This is a genomic window from Lederbergia citri (assembly GCF_018343625.1).
Classification (GTDB): Bacteria; Bacillota; Bacilli; order Bacillales; family Bacillaceae_C; genus Lederbergia; species Lederbergia citri.
In genome coordinates, this window is record NZ_JAGYPG010000002.1 from 587,889 (window position 1) to 606,228 (window position 18,340).

The 18,340-nt window shown below is 35.4% G+C and carries 20 protein-coding genes; 5 read left to right on the top strand and 15 right to left on the bottom strand.

Annotated features, from left to right (window positions below; all coding sequences use genetic code 11):
- Positions 1-199: 199 nt before the first annotated feature.
- The 3 genes from KHA97_RS11515 to KHA97_RS11525 form a co-directional block, all read right to left on the bottom strand.
- Positions 200-1,924 (bottom strand): ABC transporter permease, encoded by a 1,725-nt coding sequence (locus tag KHA97_RS11515; RefSeq protein ID WP_213124886.1) that lies wholly within the window; start codon positions 1,922-1,924, stop codon positions 200-202.
- Positions 1,925-1,941: 17 nt separating this feature from the next.
- Positions 1,942-2,970 (bottom strand): ABC transporter ATP-binding protein, encoded by a 1,029-nt coding sequence (locus tag KHA97_RS11520; protein ID WP_213124887.1) that lies wholly within the window; start codon positions 2,968-2,970, stop codon positions 1,942-1,944.
- 141 nt (positions 2,971-3,111) lie between these two features.
- Positions 3,112-4,206: an extracellular solute-binding protein gene (locus KHA97_RS11525; RefSeq protein WP_233713537.1), complete on the bottom strand. Its 1,095-nt coding sequence runs from the start codon at positions 4,204-4,206 to the stop codon at positions 3,112-3,114.
- A 282-nt stretch (positions 4,207-4,488) separates the two neighbouring features.
- Between KHA97_RS11525 and KHA97_RS11530 the strand changes: the two genes are divergently transcribed.
- The gene (locus KHA97_RS11530) at positions 4,489-4,638 is read left to right on the top strand and encodes a hypothetical protein (protein WP_213124889.1); all 150 of its coding nucleotides are present in this window, start codon (positions 4,489-4,491) and stop codon (positions 4,636-4,638) included.
- 91 nt (positions 4,639-4,729) lie between these two features.
- Positions 4,730-5,461 (top strand): glycerophosphodiester phosphodiesterase family protein, encoded by a 732-nt coding sequence (locus KHA97_RS11535; protein WP_213124890.1) that lies wholly within the window; start codon positions 4,730-4,732, stop codon positions 5,459-5,461.
- Positions 5,462-5,660: 199 nt separating this feature from the next.
- Here KHA97_RS11535 and KHA97_RS11540 read toward each other — a convergent pair whose 3' ends face one another.
- From KHA97_RS11540 to KHA97_RS11565, 6 genes are all read right to left on the bottom strand, one after another.
- Positions 5,661-6,503 carry an MBL fold metallo-hydrolase gene (locus KHA97_RS11540; RefSeq protein ID WP_213124891.1) on the bottom strand — a complete coding sequence of 281 codons (843 nt, stop codon included), beginning with the start codon at positions 6,501-6,503 and terminating at the stop codon, positions 5,661-5,663.
- A gap of 37 nt (positions 6,504-6,540) precedes the next feature.
- On the bottom strand, positions 6,541-7,308 hold the full coding sequence (locus KHA97_RS11545; RefSeq protein ID WP_213124892.1) for an SDR family NAD(P)-dependent oxidoreductase: 768 nt from the start codon (positions 7,306-7,308) through the stop codon (positions 6,541-6,543).
- A 64-nt stretch (positions 7,309-7,372) separates the two neighbouring features.
- Positions 7,373-8,149 (bottom strand): SDR family NAD(P)-dependent oxidoreductase, encoded by a 777-nt coding sequence (locus KHA97_RS11550; RefSeq protein WP_213124893.1) that lies wholly within the window; start codon positions 8,147-8,149, stop codon positions 7,373-7,375.
- A gap of 1 nt (position 8,150) precedes the next feature.
- Positions 8,151-9,140 carry a sugar phosphate isomerase/epimerase family protein gene (locus tag KHA97_RS11555; protein WP_213124894.1) on the bottom strand — a complete coding sequence of 330 codons (990 nt, stop codon included), beginning with the start codon at positions 9,138-9,140 and terminating at the stop codon, positions 8,151-8,153.
- 13 nt (positions 9,141-9,153) lie between these two features.
- On the bottom strand, positions 9,154-9,921 hold the full coding sequence (locus KHA97_RS11560) for an SDR family NAD(P)-dependent oxidoreductase (protein WP_213124895.1): 768 nt from the start codon (positions 9,919-9,921) through the stop codon (positions 9,154-9,156).
- A 718-nt stretch (positions 9,922-10,639) separates the two neighbouring features.
- A complete protein-coding gene (locus KHA97_RS11565; RefSeq protein WP_213125747.1) occupies positions 10,640-11,197 on the bottom strand; it encodes an NAD(P)-dependent oxidoreductase in 558 nt (185 codons plus the stop codon).
- Between the two features lie 166 nt (positions 11,198-11,363).
- Between KHA97_RS11565 and KHA97_RS24440 the strand changes: the two genes are divergently transcribed.
- The gene (locus KHA97_RS24440) at positions 11,364-11,531 is read left to right on the top strand and encodes a DUF1883 domain-containing protein (RefSeq protein WP_325167444.1); all 168 of its coding nucleotides are present in this window, start codon (positions 11,364-11,366) and stop codon (positions 11,529-11,531) included.
- A 185-nt stretch (positions 11,532-11,716) separates the two neighbouring features.
- Here KHA97_RS24440 and KHA97_RS11575 read toward each other — a convergent pair whose 3' ends face one another.
- From KHA97_RS11575 to KHA97_RS11600, 6 genes are all read right to left on the bottom strand, one after another.
- Positions 11,717-12,613, bottom strand: a complete 897-nt coding sequence (locus tag KHA97_RS11575) for a carbohydrate ABC transporter permease (RefSeq protein ID WP_213124896.1) — start codon at positions 12,611-12,613, stop codon at positions 11,717-11,719.
- 12 nt (positions 12,614-12,625) lie between these two features.
- Positions 12,626-13,510, bottom strand: a complete 885-nt coding sequence (locus tag KHA97_RS11580; protein WP_213124897.1) for a carbohydrate ABC transporter permease — start codon at positions 13,508-13,510, stop codon at positions 12,626-12,628.
- Positions 13,511-13,570: 60 nt separating this feature from the next.
- Complete coding sequence (locus tag KHA97_RS11585) at positions 13,571-14,893, bottom strand: ABC transporter substrate-binding protein (protein ID WP_213124898.1); 1,323 nt, start codon at positions 14,891-14,893, stop codon at positions 13,571-13,573.
- Positions 14,844-15,713: a sugar phosphate isomerase/epimerase family protein gene (locus tag KHA97_RS11590; RefSeq protein WP_213124899.1), complete on the bottom strand. Its 870-nt coding sequence runs from the start codon at positions 15,711-15,713 to the stop codon at positions 14,844-14,846. The genes KHA97_RS11585 and KHA97_RS11590 overlap by 50 nt, the downstream gene beginning before the upstream one ends.
- 50 nt (positions 15,714-15,763) lie before the next feature.
- Positions 15,764-16,828 (bottom strand): zinc-binding dehydrogenase, encoded by a 1,065-nt coding sequence (locus tag KHA97_RS11595; protein WP_213124900.1) that lies wholly within the window; start codon positions 16,826-16,828, stop codon positions 15,764-15,766.
- A 96-nt stretch (positions 16,829-16,924) separates the two neighbouring features.
- Positions 16,925-17,761 (bottom strand): AraC family transcriptional regulator, encoded by an 837-nt coding sequence (locus KHA97_RS11600; protein WP_213124901.1) that lies wholly within the window; start codon positions 17,759-17,761, stop codon positions 16,925-16,927.
- A 179-nt stretch (positions 17,762-17,940) separates the two neighbouring features.
- On the opposite strand from KHA97_RS11600, the gene KHA97_RS24630 reads away from it, so the two are divergent.
- Together KHA97_RS24630 and KHA97_RS24300 are read left to right on the top strand one after the other, a co-directional pair.
- Positions 17,941-18,195, top strand: a complete 255-nt coding sequence (locus KHA97_RS24630) for an SDR family oxidoreductase (RefSeq protein WP_213125748.1) — start codon at positions 17,941-17,943, stop codon at positions 18,193-18,195.
- Positions 18,147-18,266, top strand: a complete 120-nt coding sequence (locus KHA97_RS24300; RefSeq protein ID WP_213125749.1) for an SDR family oxidoreductase — start codon at positions 18,147-18,149, stop codon at positions 18,264-18,266. The genes KHA97_RS24630 and KHA97_RS24300 overlap by 49 nt, the downstream gene beginning before the upstream one ends.
- Positions 18,267-18,340: the final 74 nt, after the last annotated feature.

The following is an 18,340-nucleotide window of genomic DNA, read 5'->3' on the forward strand; positions in this document are numbered from 1 at the left end:
TTCATTCTTCTATAAAACTGACGGTAAGAAAGTTTAAGTTTAAACCTCCACAATCTCAATAGAGTATACCCTACTGACTCAAGGTTTCCTACTTTAACGTTGTAACCACAAATTTCTACCGGGTCAATAATATAAAAGGCGAACAGGAGTGTCATTAACACTGTTCGCCTTTTACTATTAGCATCTGTTTTTAAACTACCTAATTTACACCTTTACCGCCTCTATTAAAGCCCAATCTACCATATACAAGCGTTAAGATGGTTGTATTGATAATCATTAGAATAACAGTATAAACCAAATTCAATGCTCTTGTATCTGCCACTGCAGAATTACCTGTTGCTTTCATAATCGAAATTCCTAATGTCTCGTATAGAGGATGATAGAGAAAAACAGTTAAATCATAATCTGGCAAAATACCGATAAAATTTAAAGCAAAGACACCCATGATAGAAGTAATAATGATTGGCAGAATTACTTTAATAAAAGTATAGAAAGAGTTAGCACCTAAATTTTTTGCAGCATCTTCAATTTCATTGTTAACACCATAAAGTGCTGATTTAGAAATGCGTAATGTAAAGGGAATATTGACGATAATATAGCCAATAAGCAATATCCATATTGTCCCAGTTAAGACTTGATTAAACACAATTCCTTGCTGCACATTGTATGTCATCGTTAAACCTACTGCAATTAAAGTTGACGGTAGAAACCAAGGAATCATTAAAAAGTAATCTAGTACATTCGTTAATCGATTGTTATATTTTTTCATTAAGTATGCACAGAATAAGCAAAATACAACAACTAGGAAAGATGATGAAAGCCCGTAGCTTAAAGATATGATATATGGTTTGAGTGCTGCCAAGCTTGAAAAAGCGAGAAAATAATTATTAAGAGTGAAGCTTTCAAACGTCAAAACGCCGGATGTAATAGCTAAAGAATCAGTAAAAGAATAAATAATAATCGCTAGAACTGGCATCGTATAGATAATAAATAATAAATACGCAACAACATGTACGATGACATTAACCGTTTTACTATTGATCTTCTGTTTCTTCAAATTCGTTTTTGTTTTAGAGATTGACATGTAATTACCTTTTTTCTCAGATCGCAACATAAAAGTCAAAACAATAATGGTTAGAATTCCTAAGAACAAGGCAAGTACAGTCGCTAATTTTTTTGAACTAGAGCTATTAGCAAACGTTAAGATCATCGGGGTAATTGTTTGAAATTTTGAACCACCAAACACTAATGGTGCTGAAGTCGCACTTAATCCTGCTAAAAAAAGAAGGATTGTTAATGCAAAGAGCGTTGGTTTTAAGGTTGGCAATACGACTTTTCTTAAAATCGTCATTTGCGATGCTCCTAAATTCTTAGCCGCTTCAATCGTCTGATTATCAATATTCCTGATCGCACTTGATAAGAATAAAATATAATTAGATGTACATGCAAAGGTCATGACGAATACAACGGCAAACATTCCACTAAACCAATTCGCGTTCCAATTTGGAAAAATGTCTATTAATAATTTTGTGAGCAAGCTATTGTTACCGTATACCAATTTATAACCTAAGTTAAGGGCAACACCGCCATAGATTAAGGTAGTGAAATAACTTAGTTTTAATATTTTTGCGCCTTTAATATCGAAATATTGTGTGCTCAAGACAAGAAATACCCCAACAATATTTACAGTAATGACGAGAACGACAGCCAAGACAACACTATTTATCAAACTCCGGACTGCACGGTCTGACTTTAGAAGTTTTTGGACCGTTTCAAGTGAAAACGTGCCAGTACTAAAAAATGTCTCATATAGTGTATTAATATTAGGATAAACGAGGAATGCAAAAACGAACCATGTAATCAAGAGGGATAATATTATGATGATTGGATTAAATTTGAAACTCCGACTTTTTAGAATATCCATTGTCAACTCCCCTTCTACTAGACGTACTGTAGAATATCCCTTTGATTAAAGATCACCCTAACCTGCTGATTTTGAAGCGTATCGGATGAAATATTTCTGATTAAGATGGAACTGATTAAGATATCTTCAACTTTTATCGAATATTTTGTATAAATACCATAGTATTCAGACTCAACCACAACACCTTCAAACGATATTTCCTCACCAGTTAGTTGATAATCTTCATCTGGCGAAATTATTTTCGCTTTCTCAATTCGAATATAAAATTCCTTATGAGCTTTTAAATTTAAGAGATTAAATTTTTGCGGATATTTATGAATCAATGGTGAAATATTGTTATTATCTCCTACGAAATTACAAACGAATTTGCAAGCTGATTGTTCATAAATCTCCTTTGGTGTTCCAATTTGTTCAATTTCACCATCATTAAATACCGCAATTCGATCAGATAAAGTTAAAGCTTCTTCCTGATCATGAGTTACATATACCATCGTAATTCCAAACTTTTTTTGCAGACTTTTCAACTCGTTACGCAATTGAACTCTAAGTTGGGCATCTAAGTTTGATAAAGGCTCGTCTAATACGAGAATGCTTGGCTTCGTAATTAGTGCCCGCGCAATCGCAACACGCTGTTGCTGTCCACCTGATAAGTCAGAAACCTTTTTATTCAATTGTTCCTCTTTCAAATCTACCTTTTGGGCAATTTCTTGTACTCTTCGTTTAATTTCATGTTTATTCACTTTGTCTACTTTAGGTCCAAAAGCAATATTTTCATATACCGTCATTGTTGGAAAAAGCGCATAGCTTTGAAACACCATTTTAATATCACGTTTTTCAGTGGGTAAATCTGTAATATCTTCATCATTAATGAGAATTCGTCCTGTCGTCGGGTTAACGAAACCAACTAATGCACGTAATGTAGTTGTTTTCCCACAGCCAGATGGTCCTAAAAAGGTGAAAAACTCTCCATCATTGATCTGGAAGTTCAAGTTTTTTATTGCTACAAAATCATTATATTTAATCGTGATATCTTTAAATGTAATCATCATTGCTTTCCCCTTCTTAAGAACTTCTATCAAACTACCTGTTTTAATTAAAACGGATTGAAATAAAGGCAAGCCTTCACCCTATTTCAATCCGTATATTTATTTCATAATTAAGCTATGTAATGCATCGATTCAAATAAATTAGAAGATTTCTAGTTCTAATTTTTCTACCCAATCATCGATATTTTCTGTTACAAATGACCAGTTGATATCTTGTGGAACGACACTATCAAATATTTGTCTTTGGAAATCAGACGCTTTGTCTAGTGCACCCTTGTTAACAGGCATTGCATTAAATTTTTCAGCAAAAGCACCTTGAGTTTCAGCAGAACCAAACCAATCAACAAATTTCTGTGCAACTTCTTCTTGTTTTGTACCTTTCACAATTCCTACGCTCTCAACAACTAATGGTGTTCCTACTTCCGGATGAATAAAAACAGCCTCTGTTCCATATTGTTCTTGATTCACAGCAAGATTACCTGAAATCATCGTCCCGATTGGAGCATCACCTGAAGCAAACATGGAAAAAAAGTCTTCACCTTCAGGAATTTGCACCCCATTTTTATAAAAACGTTCAACTGTTTCCCAGCCTTTAGCAGAAATACCTAATTCTCCGTTTGGATCTTCAAACTGTGCAATAATACTTGCTATGATAACTTTTGCAGTTGCAGAGCCTAAATCATCACGTGCTTGAAAAATGCCCTTGAATTTCTCATTGTTAGCTAATTCAAGATAACTGTCAGGCACATCTGCTTTTTCAACAAATTCAGGATTATATGATAAAATTAGTGCTTGTTTCACTAATCCATGATAGTAATCAGCTTCATCATTAATTCCTGCTTCAATTTCTTCAGCCCAATTAGGAGCAAATGGTATTAGAACGTCTTCTGCTTTTAATTGTTCAAAAAACATGTGATTCAAACCAAAAACAACATCTGCGACCGGGTTAGCCTTTTCTGAAATCAATCGGTTCGTGATGTCACCACCACCAGCTCCAACAATTTCAATGTTAAAACCTGCTTTTTTACCTTCTTCAACAATCCATTCGGCTTTACCATCACTGTTTGAGTTCGTATAAACGATTAACGGCTTATCAGAAGTAGTTGATTTAGCTTCTACTTTCGGTGCAGGATCAGTCGTTGGTTCGTTTGCATTTCCAGTAGCTTGACCTTTCCCACAAGCAGATAGTACAAATAAAATAAATAAAGTTCCGAAAAATATAACCGCTTTTCTCATGTTCACGCTTATCCATTCCTCCCTGAAGTAAACTGTGTCAATTATTGTCGATTGTTGACAATTTTAACTATAGACTTCCATTGTTAATTAGATATATTTATGATGTAAATTAGATGTAAATATTTTGTGAATTCTAAATATACATGTACTTAGCAACTAAAAGTTCTTGATTGCTCTAATTAATGAGAGTTCTAGATTAATAACGCTAGATAATGACTTAGTTAAGGTCATTATTAACATCCTTAAAAGGTTGAATAAATAAAAAAACATGTGGATTAAAAGGTGAACATAAGATGGAAAAACTTTTCGATAGATGACATTAGACAAATAGCTACTGAAAAAGATGACTGGTCCTTATCCAATGAATATCTTAATCAATTAATTAAATTAACAAGAAATCATTCTGAGTGGCATGTCGGAAACACATCCTAACATATTAGAAAAGGAAACATGGTAAAGTAGTATTGGTTATTTGTCGGAAGAGTTTAAGAAATCTAAATATGGAAGGAAGAAGTTAAAAATCATGATCGAAAGACTTCAAGCTGAATCTAGTATAATCGTAGCTGCTCATCGCGGTTTTAGTTCTGAGTATCCTGAAAATACGCTTTTGGCATTTCAAAAAGCAGTTGATATTGGCGTGGATATGATTGAGTTTGATCTACGACTATCTAAAGACGATGAAGTGGCGATCATCCATGATCAAACGGTGGATAGGACGACGAATGATTCGGGGAAGGTGAATGATTTGACGTTAAAAGAGTTAAAAGAATTGGATGCTGGTGATGGGCAAAAGATTCCCTCACTAGAGGAGTTCTGCGAGTTACTTCAACCATATCCTGAATTACTTTTTAACGTTGAAATCAAGCGTGGCGATAAGGCAATTGAGGTTACTGATCGTGCAATCGAGATTCTAAGGAAATTTGCTTTTCTTGATAGGTGCGTTTTTACAAGTTTCGATGCTAACATTGTTGAGTATATTCATGATAAATATCATTTTAAAACACAAGGGTTTCCGGAGGATCAAATGTCTAATTATATCCCAGGTGAAAACGGAACTTTTTCCAAACTATGGGCCATCGGTATTGATATGAAATTATTGAATCCTAACATCGTTCAAGATTATAAAAATGCCAGTAAACTCACATGGTGCTTTTGTCCAGACGATGAAGAACAAGTCACATATTCATTAGATTGCGGCGTAACCTTAATGACATGCAATAATCCACTACCAGCGTTACAGTACTTAGGAAAATAAAAAGTATATAAACAGAACAGCAGGAGTAGAAATTCTAACATTATTCTACTCCTGCCTTTGTATTTATTGATCTTCCCTATATTACTGTTTTTCACTACCATTACCTACGATATATCGAGGGTAATAGTAGTACTAAGTAAAAAAATCATATTATCTTCTTTTTTTATTTACAGCAACCAAACCCACTTTTGCAGTCCCACTACTTTCCTTTCAAAGCTTCCCTAGAAACATAGATAAATCTCTCAAACCGGGCACAGACATGACACTTCTGCATCGGATAATTTTCATAAAAATAGTCGATGATTCTCCCAGGTTTTTCCGAATTTCCAGCAAACATATCATAATGGAGAGGGATCATTGTATCTACGCCTGCTGCTACAGCTAGTTCAGCTGCCTCTCTTACATCCATATTACCAACTATCTCTCGCTCATTTCTAAAGAAGTCTCTTCCATTGATTGGAAGAAGGGCCAAGTCAATAGCTTCCTTTCTCAACGTTTCTACTAATTTAGGAAAAATCACTGTATCCCCTGCATGATATACCTTTACTCCGTTCCAATCCAAAATATATCCTACAAATCGGTGACCATCCTCAGGTGAATATTCAAATTCTTCATGTGCAGCAGGAATTGCTTTTATCTTAACATCAGTAGTACACCATTCTAAATTTGTATCAGCCTTCACTATATTTTCAGGACTGACACCACATTCTTGCAATTGATCATTACAATAGGCAGGAGCGATAAACTTAGTTTGATTATTTACCTTAGCAATCGCCTCCACAGCATATGGATCCAAGTGGTCACTATGATCATGCGAGATACAAACATAATCGATATTTGTTAACAATTCTGCCTGAAAAGGAGGAGCGAATACCCGATATGGTGCAGGATCCAAATAAGGATCGATGCAAACAATTTTATTCCCATCACCCTTCAAAAGAACACTATTCTGACCCAAAAACCAAACAGCAAGCATTCCTTCTGGGACTACCGTTTCATTAAGTTCCTTCAATATTTCTAACCCACGTTCCGATTGTTCCATTTTCCTTTTACTCATTTCCTTTCTTACCGAGAGCGTCTTAGTCCAACCCCCCGTTAATATGTAGTTCAGTACCTGTAACCTGGCTGGATTCATTTGATAATAAGTATACAACACCATATGCCATATCCTCGGCCGTTTGCATTCTCCCTGAAGGAATTGCACTTTCCGCCCATTCTACGAGTTTTTCCTTGCTCGTTCCCATACTTTCATGCAGTTCAATTTCCCCTTCAGAGGCAACCCATCCAACTGTTATCCAATTCGAACGAATTTGCTTTTTGGCATAATGAGTAGCGATGCTTTTATTTAACGTTAGCATAGCTCCTTTCGCACAGGAATACGCAACCAAGTTTTCTCCACCCGCATACCCGTTCGTTGATCCAATTTGAACAATGGATCCCTTTCCCATTTTCAACATCTCTTTTATGGCGTATTTGGAACAAAAGAATGCGCCTTTAATATTCACATCAAAAATGGCATCAAATAAATCCTCTGTAGTATCAAGAATCGTTCCTCTTGGAAAAATTCCTGCATTATTAACCAAGCCGTCAATTCGGCCAAAATGAGCGACTGATTCCTCGATTAACTCTTTACAAGCCTGCTCAGATGAAATATCTTTTTGAATAAAAATGGCTTCTGTTTCATAACGAATCTGTATTTCTTCCACAACTGCATTCCCAGCATCTCTATTTCTCCCACTTACTACGACTTTAGCTCCTTCTTCTGCACACATCAAAGCAATACCTTTTCCTATTCCTTTTGTCGAACCCGTGATGACGACTACTTTATCTTGAAGACGGTTGCCCATTCGCATCACTCTTTCTTTTTTAAAACTTCATTCGATTTTGACTGCTACAAAAAACACTACACTCTCACACCCAACAAACAATCGTCTCCCCTGTTAAAACCTCCGCGGCTGGCCCACATAAAAACATCACAATGCTCGACATGTCTTCAGGGTGAGCAATTTTTTGCAAGCGGGATTTTCCTTCCTCTGTCTTAACTGTTCGAGTAGCTAGGAATCTACCAGTATAGGTGGGTGCTGGGGAAATGGCATTTACGTTTACATCATAAGGTCGCAATTGCTCCGCTAAACTTCTCGTATAATACGAGATTCCCGCCTTTGCTGTTGCATAAATGATCCCCTCTTGCACGGGCACATGTCCCGCAATCGAACCAACATTAATGATTTTTCCTGTTTTTCTTTCCTTCATATGAAGTCCAACATATTTACACATATACATAGTGGAAAGTAGATTTCGATCGACGACAGAACGAATATCTTCTACTGATATATATAGGGCATCATTCGGATTAGGGCGTGGTGTTGAAAATCCAATATCACCACCCGCATTATTGACTAATATATCGATCGTTCCTAAACGTTCAATGGCCTTTTCCACAACATTTGCAGCCTGCTTCGGATCTGACAAATCGCCTGCAATAAAATCTGCTTTTACCCCAAGAAACTGAATTTCCTTTGCTACTTCTTGTCCCGACACGGCTTCATTAAACTCACTTGCTGCTTGATCATTGATATCATGAACAATCACATTGGCTCCAGCTTTCGCTAAATCATAAATATATTGTTTTCCCAATCCGCGACTCGAACCCGTAACTAATGCATTTTTTCCTTTTAAAGCTTGCATATTACACCTCCAATTGCAGGATATCGTTTTTCTTCATCAAATAAGATAAATATGCCATCCCCACCGCCATTTCCTCCATTTCATATGCAGCAATAGCATTTGCGGGTTCTCCCTTTTCGAACGGAGTCCGCCATTCTCCTTTTGTAAAAGCATGGTCCTCCACAAAACGAAGAAGGCGTGTCAGCTGTTGGGCTGTTCTTTCCGGATATTCCGTCCAATAATCTTCCTGCAACACTCTAACATGTCTTGCCTCCAATGCTCCATGTTCAATCGACAGCGTAATATTCGGATTCACCCTTTCCATTAATGAAAAAAGAGCCGGAAAATCAATCACACCTTGTCCAACAGGGCAACGGGCAAGACGGTATCCTTCATCTGACCAATAAATCTTGTAATCTTTTAAATGCACATTTTTTATATATGGAGCCATTTTCTCAAAAAAATCCATTGGAACTTCTGCTGTTGCAAGAGGATTCCCAGTATCTAACGTAATGCCAAAATGATCAGAATCGATGGTTTCACATAACCATACGAGCTCTTCTGATGCTAAATCTTGGTGATTCTCAACCGTTAAATGAACCCCTACTTCTTCAGCTGTTTTTACAGCCTCTTGGAAAGATACTAGTATTTCATTAAGGAAAGTTTGCCATTTCCCAACCATTTTTCTGCGGTCACCGCCAAAATCAGCCCCACCTACTACCGTTCTGACTGTATGTGCGTCGATTTTGCTTCCCAGTTGAAGAACTAATTCTAAATATTGCGGGTCGAAACCGCTTGCAGCGATATTAATAAACAAACCTTTATTTCTAGCATACTCTCTAACTTCATCTAAATTAGCATCTACTAGTATTTCGTATGGCAACTCTACCCCTTCAAGTCCATATTCTTCCGCCATCTTCATTTGTTGTAGAGCCGTAATTCGCAGGTTTTCTGCTTTTGGATGTAAGCCCATATAAAAAACCGTCCCATATGCCGTAAGTCCAAACTTCATTCGTTTTCCTCCCTTATTCCACTGTCCAGCCACCATCAATGACAATCGATGAACCCGTCATAAAGCTTGAAGCCTCAGAAGCAAGATAAATGATTAGACCAGCTAATTCATCCGGTTTTCCCCATCGTTTAATAGGCAAGTGATCGAGGAAAAATTGATTGGCTTCCGGATTATTAATGACAACTTGGTTTAATTCAGTCGCAAATGGTCCTGGACAAATCGCATTGGCCGTTATATTATATTCTGCCCATTCCAGCGCCATGACCTTGGTTAATTGAATTAGTCCACCTTTACTAGAACAATAGGCAGATCGTTCAGCAAGCCCTACCATTCCTAACATCGAAGCAAGATTAATAATTCTTCCATATCTTTGTTTGATCATGTGCGGGGCAACTGCTTTCGAAACGAGGAATGGGGCTTTTAAGTTCGTCTCTTGCACCAAATCCCAACTTTTCTCATCATAATCTAATAGAGGTTTACGAATATTCACACCGGCGTTATTAATTAAAATATCAATACTTCCGAATTCATCTATAACCCGTTTAACTAACTCATCTATTTGTTTGGCATCCAATACATCTACTGCATATCCGGAAATAGTTGTTTCATATTGATTGGACAATTCCAGTGCAGCATTTTCTGCTTTTTCAACGTCCCTACTTGTAATAGCAACATTGGCACCTGCTGATGCTAGAGCTCTAGCAAATTCTAAGCCAAGACCTTGACAGCCTCCTGTAATAAGTGCAGTTTTTCCTTTTAAAGAAAATAGATTTGAAGACATAGAACATCCTCCTTTGTTTTATCAGGCTAAAATTATGTTAATAAGTACAGGAAAAAATTAACAACGGAGTTTAAACGTGGTGGTCATTTCTAGATTCGATAGCTGTTATTGTCTGTGGAGAAAAAGGTAAAATAATACATATTTCTATTGGAACTTATTCATGTATGCGGTTATCATTGAGGTTTTAGGAATGGAGGCTTATGTAGGATTATCTCTTTAGACCAAGAATCTCTAAAAAAGTGTTTAGTGACTCTATCATACTAAAAAAAAAACAGTATTTATTCCCTATTAATCTCTATTTTTTCCATATATCTATTGTTGCATAACATTCATCTTGTTTTCTGGAAACTGTTTAAGGCAATGTGTTAAAGGAATTGATATTGTTCATTTTAGTTGGTAGGAATAATATATCGAAGTGTTATTTACAATATACCAAATTATTACAGATATTCAAGAGAATTCGGATTCACCTAAGCAACTGCGCCAAACAAAAATACTCTTCATCTAGGCATACCATTCTATCGAACATCTTCAAGCTTCTAGGTAATATATTGATTATCCATTCAGATCTATAGATCGTTTCATTCATGGACCATCTAAAACGTCGAGTAGCCATGATTGCCGGCACCTCTATAAGAAAAGGGAAGAATTAAGACAAAGGTTAAAACAGAAACCTCCCTGTTATAAAGATAGCAAGGAGGTATATTCACCTTATTTTCTATGGATTAACGATATTTACAGCATTCCCTTTAATAAAACTTTGCACATTGCTCACCGCAATATCCATCAAACGTTCACGAGCTTCCTTTGTGGCCCATGCAATATGCGGCGTAATAACACAATTTCTCGCTGATAAAAGTGGATTGTCAGCTGCAGGTGGTTCGGTAGAAAGAACATCTACTGCCGCCCCGGCAATGCTGCCTTCATTCAATGCATGCGCTAAAGCTTGCTCATCAATTAACGGTCCCCTAGAGGTGTTAATTACAAACGCGGATTTCTTCATTAGAGCAATTCGTTCAGCGTTCATCAAGTTTTCCGTATCCGGTGTCAATGGACAATGTAGACTAACGACATCAGACCTTTTTAATAATTCCTCAAGTTCCACCCATTCTACCCCAGCCACTTCAGGAGGAGTTCGACGTCCGCTTCCAACAGCTAATACACGCATTCCAAACGCTTGGGCAACCTGCGCTGTTTGCCTGCCAATTCTCCCCAATCCAATTAAAACAATCGTTTTGCCAGCTAGCTCGATCAGCGGGGATTTTGTAAAAGAAATTTAATTCGACTATAACTAAGCTTATAATAATCACTCCTTGCAGGATAAAAGCCTCTCTTGTCGAATTGAGACTATTGGAGGGGGGATTATATATGACTAAAGTCCCTTACGCTGACTCAAATGGAAGATTATCAGTCGAAGTTCATTTGAAACATGCTTCAGATGTGTGTTTCTAGTTGACCGAAACAATTTTCGTAAGTATCAATCTGGTCAGCAATTCCAATATTATGGGGGCCATTATATAATATCTCCAGTAAACATAACAGTTAATGGAGACGGGCAATGGTACCTTATTGTCCGTGGAGGTGGACAATACGAATATCGTTTCTACTAAAAAACAATCCCTTAGACTACCTATTTATTGAAATCAAAATGGTTTATGCATAGTTTACTACAATTAAAAAAGGACGTTATCAAGTTAAAGAAGATGTTAACGTCCTTCCTTGCTCTTTACTATTTAAGAACTCGGTAGAACCTATCATACATACAGTGATGACAAATTAATATGCAGAAGCGAACTCAACCTTTAACCGCACCTGCAGTCATTCCATCAATAAACTTCCTTTGAAAAATAATATAAACAATAATAATAGGGATTATTGAGATTGAAACTCCAGCGGCAATCAGAGATTGATTTGAAGTATATTTACCGAAAAAGTACATTAGCCCTAAAGGCAATGTCCTATAGGTATCATCATAGACAAACAATAAAGGTAGTAAAAAGTCATTCCATGACCACATAAATTCAAAAATAAATAATGATGTAATCGCTGGAACCATTAATGGTAACATTACACGATAAAAAGTTTGAAATTCGTTACAACCATCAATTTTTGCTGCATCCATTAATTCATCAGGTAGATCTCTAAAAAAAGCCCTCATCATAAAAATTGCAAACGGCATAGAAAGTCCAAAATTAGGAATAATCATAGCCCAATAAGTATTAATTAAGTTTAAACTTTGAATTTTATAATATAGAGGAATGATCATAGCTTGTATTGGAACCATCATTCCAAACAAAAAAAAGAAAAAGAAAAGATTCCTACCTGGAAATTTTAGTTTACCAAATGCATATCCTGCCAAGGATGAAAGAATTAAGATAACTATAACTCTTGGAAAAGCTACTATTACGCTATTGAAAAAATATTGACCCATTTTTCCAACTGTCCAGGCATCTATAAAATTAATAAATGTGATTGCCTTTGGAAATGTAAATGGATTTTGGTTCAGCTCTAATGGATCCTTTAAAGCAGCAAGTAGAATCCACAAAATAGGCATGATAGAAATCAATAAAAATATTATCAATATAATATAAACCAATACTTTGCTAAACGAAAATATACCCTTAATTTTATTTTTGGTTATACTATTTTTGATTGGGGGCACATTGTAATCTATGTTCTTTTGAATTTCCACACCAAAACCTCCTTATTCATTCCTTTCAGCAAACCTTAAATAAGAAACTGAACAAATTGCAATAATAAATGCAAGAGCGATAGAAATTGCAGCACCATACCCAACATCATTCATTGTAAAAGCTTGATTAAACATATATGTGCCAATGACTTCCGATGAATGAAATGGACCACCTTTAGTCATCAGATATATTATGTCAAATACCTTAAAGGAACCAATAAGCGAATTCAGTATTAATAATGTGATTGTGTTTTTTAGCAATGGTATTGTAACAAAAAAGAAGGATTGAATTGAATTTGCTCCTTCAACTTTGGCAGCTTCATAAAAACTTCTATCTATACCTTGCATTGCTGCCATAAAAATTACCAAGCAGAATCCATAATATGTCCAACTTCCCGCAACAATCAACGCTGGTAGCACCGTATTTTCATTACCTAACCAAGGTTGTGCAAAATTTGATAAACCAATCCATCTTAAAAAGGAGTTTATGATTCCAAAATCCGGATGGTATATCCAATTCCAGATAATGCCTACAGCCACTAACGAAACAATTACGGGCATAAAATATGTTAAACGAAATATAATTTTTCCACGAATAAATTTCGAAGAAAGTAATGAAGCTAAAATCAGACCTAGGCTAACAGGAAGAACTACTGTTGAAATTATCCAATAAATATTATGACTTAAAGATTTCCAAAATATGGGGTCATTCAACATTTTGGAATAATTCTCAAACCCAATATACTTCATAACTGGACTGGCCCCATCCCAACTATAGAAGCTGAATTGTATTGTTTTTATTATTGGATTAATAAGAAAGATTATATAAAATAATAATGCTGGAAGAACAAAAATAATAGGTCTAAATTCCTTAAGTTTTTTCACGAAAATTTGCATACTTAGCTTCCTTTCTATTAGATAGATGTGATAGGGAAAAATCCCTATCACATCTATTTATTAATAGTTTCCAGCAGCAATTTCCTCTTCGAATGCTTCTTGTTTTGCCTTTACAACTTCTTCTCCAGATTTCTTCCCTGCTATCAATTCTTGAAGGATATTTTGAGTAACATTATTAACCTTCTGTGGCATTAATACATCGATATTATAGGATAATCCCGCAGGTGAATTCGCCATATTGATTACATCTTTCGCTAGTGAATTTATATTTAATTCTTCAACGTCAATATCTATTGGTGGAATTACACTATTCTCATACCAAATTTTCGCCATTTCCTCTGAAAACATATAATCTAAAAAGTCGACTGTTTCATCCGGATGCTTAGTATTGGCATTTACAACCAGTGCCCCACCGATTCCACCAGGTGCCGATGTCGGTAATGAAGGATTAATAGAGGGCATAAGGAAGAAACCAACGTTGTCTTTCATATTTTCAACCATTCCCGATACCATCCATGTTCCAGTAATTCTCATTGCTGCTTTTCCAGAATAGAATTCTTTATTCCCATCATCATATGAAACAGATAATGGATTAGCCGATGTGTAACCATTTTTGACTAATTTTGCAAACTCATCTAACGCTTCAGCAAAGATCGGTTGATCAAAGCCCTCTTCATTATTTAATACTTTATCAATTTTTTCCTTACCAGCGACGGCTGTATAAAAAACACTTTCTAAATGAAAAGCAGGCCATTGGTCCTTATCATCAAATGAAATTGGTACAATTCCTTCTGATTTTGCTTTCTCAAGTATTTCTAAAAATGCATCATATGTCTTTGGTATATCAACACCTAGCTTTTGAAAAATCTTTTTATTATAATAAACACCGATTAACTCAATTTCATTACCAATTCCGTATATTTTATCGTCAAAAGTAACATGTTCAGTAACCCATTCAGGGAACCTCTCATCCCACCCATAATGTTCAGAATATGTTGTTAGGTCTAATGCTTGACCAGCCTTGGCTAATACACCTAAATATCCCGGCCCTGCATCATAAAAGAACATATCCGGCCCTTCATTACTAGTAAGAGCGGGTTTTATTGTTTTACGAATATCATCATTCTTCATCGTATTTCGTTTTATTTTAATATTCGGATTTTTCTCCTCGTAACTCTTAATGATGGTTTCCAAGACGGCAGAATCACTTGGATCAGTGAATGGATCCCACAACATCAAAGTTGTTTTTCCATCTTTACTTTCATTACTATCTTTTGCCTTGTTATTACTATTTGGAGCACTCATTTCAGATGAACATGCCGATATTATTATGCTAAATAACAATATTAGTATTAATGAAATCCTTAGATTTTTGACCGACATTATTACCATCCCCCTGTAATTTTACTGGCACCAAACTTTTCAAGAAGTTAAGAGATTCATATAGACTTTCAATACTATTGCCGTGAATTCCGCATTCAAAAGATAAAAATCCTTTATAACCTGTTTTTTGAACTGTTCCTAAGTATAATTCAAAATTGGAATGCCCCATGCCAGGCTGTAATCTATTACTATCGGCTAAATGATAGTAACCAATATAATTTGAATACTTACAAATGGTGTCTTCAATTTTTTCTTCCTCAATTGACATATGAAAGAAATCGGCGATTACTTTAATACGCTCGCTCCCTACAAGCTCAATTAAATCTACTGCTTGCTTCACCGTATTTATCATGTGGTCCTCATATCTATTTAATGGTTCCAAAAAAACATTAATACGTTTCTTTTCCGCAAATTCTGCTATCTTAGTTAATGAGTCGACTAAAACTACTTGATCTTCTTCCTGGTCCCTAGGAGGTGAAAATGGTGGTAATCTTCTTGAAAACATCCCAAAAGCGGCTGGCATTATTAAACCAACGGAATTCATCTCAGAGGCATATTCTAATGATGTAATGATATCTTTTATTGCAATTAGCCTCTTTTCATGTTCAAAGTCACCTATCCAATTTCTATACCCCCCACAAATTGCACTTGGAACAATACCTGTTTTATTGGATGCACTTATAATTTCTTTAGTAATCTTACTATTCAAAGGTTCACCTACCACAGAAATCTCTACGCCATCAAATTTTAGTTCTCGTGCTAGATTAAAAGTTTCCATATACGTATTACTTAAAAGTTTATCTTGTACTGAAAATTTCATACCTATTAACCACCCATCCCAAAAGTCTTCTATTTTCTTTAAAGTCTTTTCTATTGATCAGTTAAGTCTATGCCTAATTTGACACTCTTCCGCGGATTGCGATCCACATATTCTTCATAAGCAAATGCTGAATCAACAAATGGAACAACAGGATCTATAATATCTTCACAGCTTACCAATCCTTCAGATAATATTTTCCAACATACTTCTTCAATACGTCGCCAACTCCATCTAGGGTAATCGGGATTAGGTTCACTACAAGCTCTCGAAAATACTAATTTTGCATTGTTAAAGTGTGCTTCTCTTCCGAAATCAAGACCGCCTTTAAATGGCCTTGCCCAACCAACATAAGCAATTGTTCCTCCATAAGCTAACCCTCTTAATGCTTGCTGTAGTGCCCTCTCATTTGCACTTGTTTCTATAATTACATCAACCCCAAGCTTATTCGTTAACTTTTTTAACTCAAGACCAATGTCTTGTTGAATTGGGTCTAATGCAATATCAGCACCAGAATGTACTGCTGTTTTTCTACGCTTTTCAATTGGATCAATTGCCGCTACAAAGCTTGCACCGGCTAATTTAGCCAATTGAACTGCGAGTTGACCAATTGCCCCTAATCCAATTACTGCTACACGATCTCCTAATTTTAATTGGCTATCTCGTATTCCTCCTAATGCAAATTGTGCAGGATCAAAACATAATGCATTTTTCCAAGACATTTCTTCAGGCATTTTTAATAAATAAAAATTATTTATCGCATTTACAATATGTGTTTCTCGTATACCTCCATAGCTACATACTCGATCTCCTAATTTATAATCAGTTACTTTAGAACCGACTTGGATGATTCTTCCTACCCATTGATTACCTAGATTCCATTTTCCGAATTCTACACCTTTACTTTCCTTCTCATCTCTTGGTAAAAATGTGTGCCAATCTTCGTCATAATAATCGTTTATATGTGGACTTTCTCCACGAAAACCCGCCAATTCTGAGCCGTGTTTTGGTGCAGCAAATTCAACCTTAACTTTGACCTCATCTTCGTTTATTTCCCTATCCTCGTAATAGTCTAATTGGGCTTTATGTGGTGCAACTGCTAATAATTGTTTTAACATAGTTGTTCTCCTATCAACTTTTTATTATATTTCTTAGCACTAAAAAACTTTAAATATCACATTTTTTCTCACCTCCAATATTTCAAGAAACAATAATTATCCACCTAACTTGAGATTTAAACCTCTAAATTGAGATGGAGAAATACCAACATATGATTTGAATAGCCTTGTAAAACTAGGTGTATCATTAAAACCAAGTGAAGCTCCTATATCTGTAATACTCATCTGACTGGTTTTTAATAGTTCCTTTGCTTTATTAATTCGCAATTCCTTATGTGCTTGTATTGGAGATTTTCCGAATAATTCTTTAAAACGGTTGCTTATATAGGTGGGATGAAGATGGTATTTATCCGATAATTCTTTAAGAGTTAGATCCTTATTGGGATTTTGAATTAATTCCGTTAATATACATAAAAATTCTTCTTCCTTATTTCCTGCTTGAACTGGATATTTTTGAGTCTTCATTATTCCTTCAAACATTAAATATAGGAGCTCAAGTTCTTTAGCTTTTTTTAAAATTGTGCTAATTAAAAATTCCGATGACTCTATTGACTTCTTATATTCGATAAAAACCTTTTCAAATTCAGTAGAATCTTTTAATTTAAAAGTTATTGGAAAATGAAATAAGCCTAATACGTCTAATACACCAGCAATACCATAGGTAAAATGAGACCAAAAAAATATAGTTTCTTCATCAGATTCCTTATAATGATCATGTTCAACATTAGGTGGTACAAGGACGACTGTCCCAGGAGTTATTGGATACACATTCTTTCCAATTCTTAGCTTTGCTTCCCCAGATTTATGATATGACATAATATAACAGGAGAGGACTCGATTAATAGTCATCATCTCAGTTCTAGTATGGATATCACATTCTAAAACATTTAAGTCCGCATATTTTAGTAAGAAGTTCATACTATTATCAATCATAAAAAAATCACCTAATTAAATAATTTTTCATTCCTTTAAATTTGCTAATTAACAAAATAAAATCAGGGATAGGAAACGCTTCCAAACCAATTATATAAATAGTTTTCTTATAAATAAATGATTAAAATAAAGTGATATTTAACTATTTTACAGGTTAGGGACAAAAGTAATTTTGCGGGATTGTTGATGGGCACGATGCGGCATATAGTGCATCTAAAGGTGCAGTTCGTTCGTTAACAAAACATGCTGCTCAATGGTTTGGTAAAGATAATATCCGTGTAAATTCTGTTCATGCTGGGGCAATTTTTACTGAGATGGCTGAAGCTGTAAGAATTAAGTCTCAAGAAGATATGGGTTCTCATAACGAAGGTAAAGCGGCTTTAAAATATATGCTGGAGAATCAACGGACATCGCAAATGCATATTTATATTTAGCATCTGATGAATCGAAGTATGTAACAGGTTTAGAGTTAGGCGTTGACGGTGGATGGACAACAGGTTCCTAATTCTTAAAATAATCTATTTTGAACTAATGCAAAGATGAAATTGTAAATATTTGTTGAGGGAAAGCATGTTTAAA

Excerpts from the sequence above, each read along its gene's own strand:
- KHA97_RS11515 (WP_213124886.1), bottom strand. The coding sequence starts at position 1,924 with ATGGATATTCTAAAAAGTCGGAGTTTCAAATTTAATCCAATCATCATA.
- KHA97_RS11535 (WP_213124890.1), top strand. The coding sequence starts at position 4,730 with ATGATCGAAAGACTTCAAGCTGAATCTAGTATAATCGTAGCTGCTCAT.
- KHA97_RS11545 (WP_213124892.1), bottom strand. The coding sequence starts at position 7,308 with ATGGGCAACCGTCTTCAAGATAAAGTAGTCGTCATCACGGGTTCGACA.
- KHA97_RS11560 (WP_213124895.1), bottom strand. The coding sequence starts at position 9,921 with ATGTCTTCAAATCTATTTTCTTTAAAAGGAAAAACTGCACTTATTACA.
- KHA97_RS11600 (WP_213124901.1), bottom strand. The coding sequence starts at position 17,761 with ATGATTGATAATAGTATGAACTTCTTACTAAAATATGCGGACTTAAAT.
- KHA97_RS11595 (WP_213124900.1), bottom strand. The coding sequence starts at position 16,828 with ATGTTAAAACAATTATTAGCAGTTGCACCACATAAAGCCCAATTAGAC.
- KHA97_RS11580 (WP_213124897.1), bottom strand. The coding sequence starts at position 13,510 with ATGCAAATTTTCGTGAAAAAACTTAAGGAATTTAGACCTATTATTTTT.
- KHA97_RS11525 (WP_233713537.1), bottom strand. The coding sequence starts at position 4,206 with ATGAGAAAAGCGGTTATATTTTTCGGAACTTTATTTATTTTATTTGTA.
- KHA97_RS11555 (WP_213124894.1), bottom strand. The coding sequence starts at position 9,140 with ATGAAGTTTGGACTTACGGCATATGGGACGGTTTTTTATATGGGCTTA.
- KHA97_RS11520 (WP_213124887.1), bottom strand. The coding sequence starts at position 2,970 with ATGATTACATTTAAAGATATCACGATTAAATATAATGATTTTGTAGCA.
- KHA97_RS11590 (WP_213124899.1), bottom strand. The coding sequence starts at position 15,713 with ATGAAATTTTCAGTACAAGATAAACTTTTAAGTAATACGTATATGGAA.
- KHA97_RS11540 (WP_213124891.1), bottom strand. The coding sequence starts at position 6,503 with ATGGAACAATCGGAACGTGGGTTAGAAATATTGAAGGAACTTAATGAA.
- KHA97_RS11550 (WP_213124893.1), bottom strand. The coding sequence starts at position 8,149 with ATGCAAGCTTTAAAAGGAAAAAATGCATTAGTTACGGGTTCGAGTCGC.
- KHA97_RS11585 (WP_213124898.1), bottom strand. The coding sequence starts at position 14,893 with ATGTCGGTCAAAAATCTAAGGATTTCATTAATACTAATATTGTTATTT.